10 protein-coding genes are annotated in these 7,443 nt (G+C 62.0%); 4 read left to right on the plus strand and 6 right to left on the minus strand.

Annotated features, from left to right (window positions below):
- Positions 1–723: tRNA guanosine(34) transglycosylase Tgt (locus AC1D00_RS18345; RefSeq protein WP_477011623.1), on the plus strand; the 723-nt coding region annotated here is incomplete at its 5' end.
- A 3-nt stretch (positions 724–726) separates the two neighbouring features.
- On the opposite strand, the gene AC1D00_RS18350 is transcribed toward AC1D00_RS18345, so the two are convergent.
- Positions 727–945, minus strand: coding sequence for a hypothetical protein (locus AC1D00_RS18350; RefSeq protein WP_135175313.1), 219 nt, complete (start codon positions 943–945; stop codon positions 727–729).
- A 223-nt stretch (positions 946–1,168) separates the two neighbouring features.
- Between AC1D00_RS18350 and cysK the strand changes: the two genes are divergently transcribed.
- Both cysK and AC1D00_RS18360 read left to right on the plus strand, forming a co-directional pair.
- The gene (gene cysK, locus AC1D00_RS18355; protein ID WP_477011624.1) at positions 1,169–2,146 is read left to right on the plus strand and encodes a cysteine synthase A; all 978 of its coding nucleotides are present in this window, start codon (positions 1,169–1,171) and stop codon (positions 2,144–2,146) included.
- 3 nt (positions 2,147–2,149) lie between these two features.
- Complete coding sequence (locus tag AC1D00_RS18360) at positions 2,150–2,389, plus strand: BrnA antitoxin family protein (RefSeq protein ID WP_092181501.1); 240 nt, start codon at positions 2,150–2,152, stop codon at positions 2,387–2,389.
- Between the two features lie 61 nt (positions 2,390–2,450).
- Here the strand turns inward: AC1D00_RS18360 and AC1D00_RS18365 are convergent, their stop codons facing one another.
- The 5 genes from AC1D00_RS18365 to solA form a co-directional block, all read right to left on the minus strand.
- Positions 2,451–3,203, minus strand: a complete 753-nt coding sequence (locus tag AC1D00_RS18365; protein WP_477011625.1) for an amino acid ABC transporter ATP-binding protein — start codon at positions 3,201–3,203, stop codon at positions 2,451–2,453.
- Positions 3,204–3,214: 11 nt separating this feature from the next.
- Positions 3,215–4,057, minus strand: coding sequence for an amino acid ABC transporter permease (locus tag AC1D00_RS18370; RefSeq protein ID WP_477011626.1), 843 nt, complete (start codon positions 4,055–4,057; stop codon positions 3,215–3,217).
- Positions 4,054–4,797, minus strand: a complete 744-nt coding sequence (locus tag AC1D00_RS18375) for an amino acid ABC transporter permease (RefSeq protein ID WP_135175317.1) — start codon at positions 4,795–4,797, stop codon at positions 4,054–4,056. The genes AC1D00_RS18370 and AC1D00_RS18375 overlap by 4 nt, the downstream gene beginning before the upstream one ends.
- Positions 4,798–4,895: 98 nt before the next feature.
- Positions 4,896–5,708, minus strand: coding sequence for a transporter substrate-binding domain-containing protein (locus AC1D00_RS18380; RefSeq protein ID WP_477011627.1), 813 nt, complete (start codon positions 5,706–5,708; stop codon positions 4,896–4,898).
- Between the two features lie 76 nt (positions 5,709–5,784).
- Complete coding sequence (gene solA / locus AC1D00_RS18385) at positions 5,785–6,954, minus strand: N-methyl-L-tryptophan oxidase (RefSeq protein ID WP_477011628.1); 1,170 nt, start codon at positions 6,952–6,954, stop codon at positions 5,785–5,787.
- Positions 6,955–7,080: 126 nt separating this feature from the next.
- Between solA and AC1D00_RS18390 the strand changes: the two genes are divergently transcribed.
- On the plus strand, positions 7,081–7,443 hold a 363-nt coding region (locus tag AC1D00_RS18390), incomplete at its 3' end, for a LysR family transcriptional regulator (protein ID WP_477011629.1).

The raw sequence follows: 7,443 nt of genomic DNA on the forward strand, positions 1-7,443 counted from the left end.
GACATCGCCATGCAGATGGACGAATGCGTGCGGCTGCCCGCCGAGCACGCCGATATCGAGCGCGCGATGCAATTGTCGCTGCGCTGGGCCGAGCGCAGCAAGCGCGCCTTCGAGAGCGCGCCGGACGGTTACATGCTGTTCGGCATCGTGCAGGGTGGCGACGTGCCGCAGCTTCGTCATGCGAGCGCGCAAGGGCTCGTCGCGATCGGCTTTCACGGCTATGCGATCGGCGGCCTCGCCGTCGGCGAGCCGCAGGCGGTGATGCTGGCGATGATCGACGAGACCGCACCGATGCTGCCTAAAGAGCGGCCGCGCTATCTGATGGGCGTCGGCACGCCCGACGACATCCTCGAAGCCGTGAAGCGCGGCATCGACATGTTCGATTGCGTGATGCCGACGCGGAACGGCCGGCACGGCGTTGCCTTCACCCGCTTCGGTCAGGTGAATCTGCGCAACGCGCGCCATGCCGACGATCCGCGTCCGCTCGACGAGGAAAGCTCATGGCCGTCGACGCGCAGCTACGCGCGCGCCTACCTGCATCATCTCGTCAAGGCGGGCGAGACGCTGGGGGCAATGCTGCTGTCCGAGATCAATATCGCCTACTACCAGGCCCTGATGCAGGGCATCAGGGACGCGATCGCACACGGAACGTTCGACGAGTTCTATCAGCGTACGCGCGAGGATTGGGCGAGGGGCGATATCGCCCCGCGCCAGGTCGACTGAGGATCAGTTGCACACGATCCGGTGCTTGACGGCGTGCTTGGTCACGAAGCCGTAGCCGCAATTGTCGCAGGTCCAGAGATAGCTGATCATGTGGTCCGAGACGTAGGCGGATGCTTCGGCGGCGACCATGGAGTCGGCGCAGACCGGACAGGTGGGCAACTCACTGCAACGCGGATCGCGAGTCTGCGCGACGGTCGACAACACTTCAGCAACTGCTGACATCGTGGTGACCTCCCTGCTTTAAGACGTAAGTCTAACATAAGCAGAATCACTTGACGAGGTCGCAACACAAAAGCGTTGGTTTTCTGATATTTGTAGCTCACGTGATTTTGCGATGCAGCGTATTTAACATGTGCCGCATTGCTGCTTGCGTGTCGCCGCAAGCTGTCTCTAACTGCGTAAGAGCTGCGATCAGCGCGCCAATTGTCGTCACAGGGAGTTCATCATGGACGCATCGTCCACCGCGGGTGCAACGCACCAACCCGGCCGCGGCCGGATCTATGATTCGATTGTCGACGCTTTTGGCGACACGCCGATCGTGCGATTGCGCCGGCTGCCGGGCATGCACGGGGTGAACGCGACGATTTTGGCAAAACTTGAATATTTCAATCCGGCCGCGAGCGTGAAGGACCGCATCGGCGCGGCCATGATCATCGCCATGGAGAAGGCCGGGATCGTCAAGCCGGATACCGTGCTGATCGAGCCGACCTCCGGCAATACCGGCATCGCACTCGCCTTCGTCGCCGCCTCGCGCGGGTACCGGCTCAAGCTGGTGATGCCGGAATCCATGTCGATCGAACGGCGCAAGATGCTGGCCTTTCTCGGCGCCGAGCTGGTGCTGACGCCGGCCGCGCAAGGCATGAAGGGCGCGATCGCCGCCGCCGAGGAGCTTGTGAAGACGACACCGAACTCGGTGATGCCGCAGCAGTTCAAGAACCTCGCCAATCCCGAGGTGCACCGCCGCACCACCGCCGAGGAGATCTGGAACGACACCGGCGGCAACATCGATGTCTTCGTCGCCGGGGTCGGCACCGGCGGCACGATCACCGGCGTCGGCCAGGTGCTCAAGCCGCGCAAGCCGTCCTTGCGGGTGGTGGCGGTCGAGCCGGAGGAAAGTCCGGTGCTGTCAGGCGGCCAGCACACGCCGCACAAGATCCAGGGCATCGGCGCGGGCTTCGTCCCTGATATCCTCGACCGCTCCGTGATCGACGAGATCGTCAAAATCAACTCGACCACGGCGATCGAGACCTCGCGCGCATTGGCGCGGCACGAGGGCATTCCGGGCGGCATCTCCTCGGGCGCCGCGATTGCCGCCGCGCTCCAGATCGGCAGGCGGCCGGAAGCTGCGGGAAAAACCATTCTGGCGGTGGTGCCGTCCTTCTCCGAGCGGTATCTTTCGACGGCTCTGTTTGAGGGAATCTAGGACATGGCGGATCTACCGAGGCGGCCGCGCACGCTTGGCGACGCCAGGACCGAGGCCGAGGCGGCGTTCAAGAAGGTGACGGCCAAGGTCGCCGCGGCGCCGCCGAAGCAGAACGTGGCGCCGGGGGTCAAGGAGCAGGTCACGCTGCGCATCGACCAGGACGTGCTGGAGTTCTTCCAGGAGGGCGGCCCCGGCTGGCAGGACCGCATCAACGAGGCGCTGCGGAAGGCGGCGGGCAAGTAGGCTACCGCCGGATCCGGTTGGTCGTGCGAAGGCCGATGCGCCCAGGATCGGCGCAGCCAGCTCAGAGGACCTGGGACAGAAACCGCTGCGTGCGCTCGTCCTTGGCCGCCGTAAACAATGTTTCCGGCGGCCCGTGCTCGACGATCACACCGCGATCGGTGAAGTAGACGTGATCGGCGACCTCTCGTGCGAAGTTCATTTCATGGGTGACGAGGAGGCACGTCATTCCATCCTCGGCAAGCTCTCGGATGGTCACCAGAACCTCCTTGACGGTTTCCGGGTCGAGGGCGGCCGTGACTTCGTCGAACAGCATGATGTCCGGCCGCATCGCCAGTGAACGGGCGATGGCCACGCGCTGCTGCTGTCCGCCCGAGAGTTCGCCAGGATAGCTGTCCTCCTTTCCTGCGAGCCGCACCTTGGCGAGCAGCGCTCGGGCGCGCGCTTCGACCTCGGCACGTTTCTGGCCGAGAACATGGATCGGCGCCATCATCACGTTCTGGAGCGCCGTCTTGTGCGGGAACAGGTTGTACTGCTGAAATACCATTCCGACCTTGCGCCGAAGCGCCAGCTTGTCGAGCCTGGGATCGGTGACCTCGATGCCTTCGATCTGAATGCTGCCGGACGAGATCGGCTGGAGGGCATTGATACAGCGGATCAGCGTGGACTTCCCCGATCCCGACGGGCCGATGATGCAGATCACCTCGCCCTTCCTCACCGACAGACTGATGCCTTTCAGAACCTCGAGAGCGCCGAACGATTTTCTGACGTCGACGCATTGAACGATGGGCTGATCCGGAGTCCAGGTCGCGACCATGCTCTGCTCCCTCAGCGCACGCGGAATCGACGCTCAAGACGAGCGGTCCAGAGGTTGATTGGATAACAATAGAGAAAGAAGCACAGCAGTGCGAAACCGTAGAGCGGCGCGAACAGTTCCGGTCTGCCGCCTTCGGCAGCATGCACCTGCGCCGTCAGCGTCAGCATTTCCGAGACGCCCACGATCGATGCAAGCACCGTCGCCATCGCGACAAGGGCATAGATGTTCATCCAGGGCGGCAGCATTCGCTTGATGCATTGCGGCAGCATGATCAGCCACATGGTCTGGCGTCGCGTGAATGACAGCGATTCAGCCGCCTCCCATTGCGTCGACGGAACGGACCGCACGGCTCCGCGTACGACCTCGGCGACGTTGGCCATGACGGGCAGGGCGAAGCCCACGGTTGCCTTGATCCAGTCGGGCAAAGGGACGGTCGTGTTGAAGATGGTGACCTGGAAGGGCACCAGAAACATGACGAAGAACAGCAGCACCAGCCAGGGCGCGTTGCGGAAGAATTGAGTCACGAACCAGCTGGCGGTGGCGAGCAAGCGGTACTGTGACAGCAGGGCCAGACCCAGGCCGAGACCGGCGACGGTGCCCAGCAGCATGGCGAGCAAGGAGATCAGGATGTTGAACGCGAACCCTCGCAGCAGGAGCGGCGACCATTTCACGATGACCTGAAGCGGGGACAGCATCGTCGGTGCGGTCTGCGCCCATGCGGTGGACGCAGCCATCACAGCGCAGAAGCAGAGGATCGCCGCGGATAGCGGGCTGATCCGAACGGACATCCGGGTCGGCGCGAGACGATACGGCAGAAGGACGGCAAGCCTGTGCACGGGCTCGGCGGTCTTCATCGTGCATACCCCGGAATGCGCATTGCCCGCTCCCAGCGATGCATCAACCAGACGAGGACGCCTACGAGGATGCCATAGGTCGCAAGCAACACGACCATCATTTCGAAAACGTTCTGTGATTCCGACCAGATCTGCTTGACCGCATACAGCGTCTCGGGAACGGCGATCGCATAGGCAAGCGTGGTCGTCTTGAGCAGGTTGACGAGGTTGTTGTTCAGCGCGGGAAGGCAGACGCGAATGGCCAGCGGAAGAACGATATGAATGTAGGCCTTGAAGCGCGTGTATCCCAGCGCCTCGGCGGCTTCCACGGTCGTCCTCGGCACGGCCTCGATGCCGGACCGGAAGATCTCCACGTTGAAGGCGGCGGCAAACAGTGACAGCGAAATGATGGCCCACTGAACGTTGCTCAGCAGTGGAACGCGCATGCCCGCCGTCTCGACGGCCGGAAGCATGGTGCCGAGCCCGAAATAGAAAAAGAAGATCTGGACCAGCGGTGGCGTGTTGCGGAAGACCACGACGAAAATATTGACGGCCAGCCGCAACAATCTGGACGGGCTACCCTGCATCAAGGCACCTGCCGCGCCAATGACCAGGCTCAGCATGATGGTCGTGACGCTCAGAAACAGCGTCATCTTCAGTCCGCCGAGATAACGATCCCAGTCGTACGCATCGTAGAATACGGAGAAATTCAGCCCCGTCGATTCATAGAGGCGCTGAAACCAGTTGCCGATTGCCTGCATTTGCGCGACACCGAATTGTTGAGGCAATCACCTCGGATCAGTGCATTGGCTTGACCTCTTCGGAGCGCGAGATGGATCCGGCGCTCCGCTTCACGCGTCTATTTGTCCTTGTACTGCTCGTGCATGAGGAGTGAATACTCRGTCGGCGTAATGCCCCACTTCTTTTCCGCAGCCACGATGAAGCCCGTCTTCATCCAGTCCTTTGTCGTATCTTCGAGCAGCTTCTGAAGGCTGGTATTCTCGAGCGCAACGGCGATCATCCACGGTGAAGGCAGAACACCTTTCAGGGGCAAGTCGTAGTCCGTCTTCCACTCATCCTCCAGCAACTTGCCTTGCAGAAAGGTCTGATCATAGACATAGCCGATGCAATTGCCCTGCTTCATGGCGAACAGAGGCTTCTCCGAGCCGTCAAACGCAACGATCTCGGGGCCGTAGGATTTGGCAACGTCCTTGTTGTACCAGGCCCCCGACGTTGCACATACGGGCTTTCCCTTGAGCTCGGCCCAGTCCTTGATGCCGGCCTTCTTGTTGAGAAGTATGTTCACATAGTCGGAATAATACAGAGGCTCGATGGCTTGAACGACGCGGCGGCGTTCCGGCCTGTCCGACATGGTCGCGATCAGCAGATCAACCTTTCCCTGCTGAAGAAACTCGATTCTGTTGGACGCCGCGACCGGAACGAGCTCGAGCTTGACGCCGAGGCGCTTGGCAATGTCTGCGGCGAGATCCGGCTCGATGCCGACCACGTTTCCGGTGGGATCGCGGAAGCCGAAGGGCTTGTAGTCAGCCTTGACGCCGACGTTCAACGTGCCGCGCTGCTTGATGGCATCGATGCCATCGGCTGCTTGGGCACTGCCAAGCATCAGCAGCGCCGCGACTCCTGTCATCATGGAACGGACAATGTCTCTCATCGGATGAAGCCTCCAGGATTTAAATCACGACGCGCGTTGCGCGTGCTTTTTCAAGATACAAGGCTCGTGCCAAACGTCACGAAAAGCGGGAGATGGAGAATGGGCTGAGGTCGATCGCGCTTCGACCGTCGGTCACCATCCCGGCCACGACATTGCCGATACCTGCGGAGTGCTTGAAGCCGTGGCCCGAGCACGCCGAGACGACGCAAATTCTGTCCTGGTCGGGATGGCGGTCGATGATGAAGCCCCGATCGGGCGTCACCGTGTAGATGCAGGCAGCCGCCTGCGCGACGCGCGGTGTGGCGCCGGCGAGCCGCCCCGCCACGTGCTTCCGGTACATTTCAGCCGATTCCGCAGGATCGACGGTGCGGTCGATGGTGTCGGCCGTCGTGTTGGTCTCGTACTGCTCGGTCGCGACTTTGAGGCGACGATCGCCAGGCAATGGCGGAAAGCCGTAGAGGTAGTCGACATCCGTCGCGCCGTGCATCCAGATGAACACAGGGGCGTTGGCGCGATACGCGCTGGTATCGTCGAGCTCGTACCAATGCAGCACCTGTCGCTTCACCGTAAGCACGCGATCGAACGGCGCGCCGAGCAGGTGGGCATTCCAGCCGCCTGCCGACACCACCACCTGTGCCGCCTCGAATGTGCCTGAAGACGTTTCCACCCGAACGGCGGAGCCTCTCTGCACGATCGAGAGAACCTCGACTCCCGTGCGTATCGTTGCGCCGAGCTGCTCCGCGCGCGTCAGTTGCGCCGTGATGCAGCGCTCCGGAAAAACGTATCCTCCGCCGGGTTCGTAATAGGCCTTCTCGTTGCCCTCGAGGTTCAGGAATTGCGGGAAGCGATGAGCCACCTCTCGCCCGTCGAGCACTTCATGCGCGATGCCGAAGTCACGCGCCGCTCCAATCGAACGTGCGACGAAGTCCGGCTTGCCGTGGTGCGACGTCTCGCCGACACCGGGCGCCATGACGACGAGGCCACATGAGTTCAGCAACTCGGCGGACGTCTCGGCTTCCAGCTCACGCCAGATCCGGTGGGTATCCAGCACCAGGGGCACGTAATCGCGGCCTTCACCGACCGCCTGCCGGGTGATGCGGGTTTCGCCGTGGCTGGATCCCATCGTGTGGGGCGGGGCGAAGCGATCGAGGCCGACCGCCTTTACCCCTCGCTTGGCCAGTTGATAGAGGGCCGCGCTGCCCATGGCACCGAGGCCGATCACCAGAATATCCGCTTTCTCGCTCATCGATCGGGAACTGCTTAATTGTTAGGACGATCCGAAGTCTGCTTTTGGATGCGGCTCTCCTACAAGGATAATTCATATAATGAAGCCAATTTGCATGTTAATATGACTTCTGCTTAAGCTATGGATATGACGCCAGCCATTCCAGACTTGCGAAGCTTGCAGATTGTCGCTGCCGTCGCGGAGTCTGGCAGCATGCTTCAGGCGTCCCGTCAGTTCGGGATGACGCAATCGGCGGTCTCTCAGGCTGTGCGGCGGGCCGAGGCCGCGCTCGGCGTGGCGTTCTTCAACCGCAGCCGGAGGCCGCTTACACTGACGCGGGCGGGCCGCATCCTTGCTGGCCGGGTTCGCGATCTGAATCGCGACTTTGACGCATTACTCGGCGCACTCCGGGAGGCAGCGAAACTGCCTGAGCGTGTCGATCTGAGGCTCGGCCTCATCGACTCCTATGCCGCCACGGTCGGCGCACACCTCGTCAAGGAGCTCATGACG

The sequence above is a fragment of the Bradyrhizobium sp. P2_E8 genome (assembly GCF_056403875.1).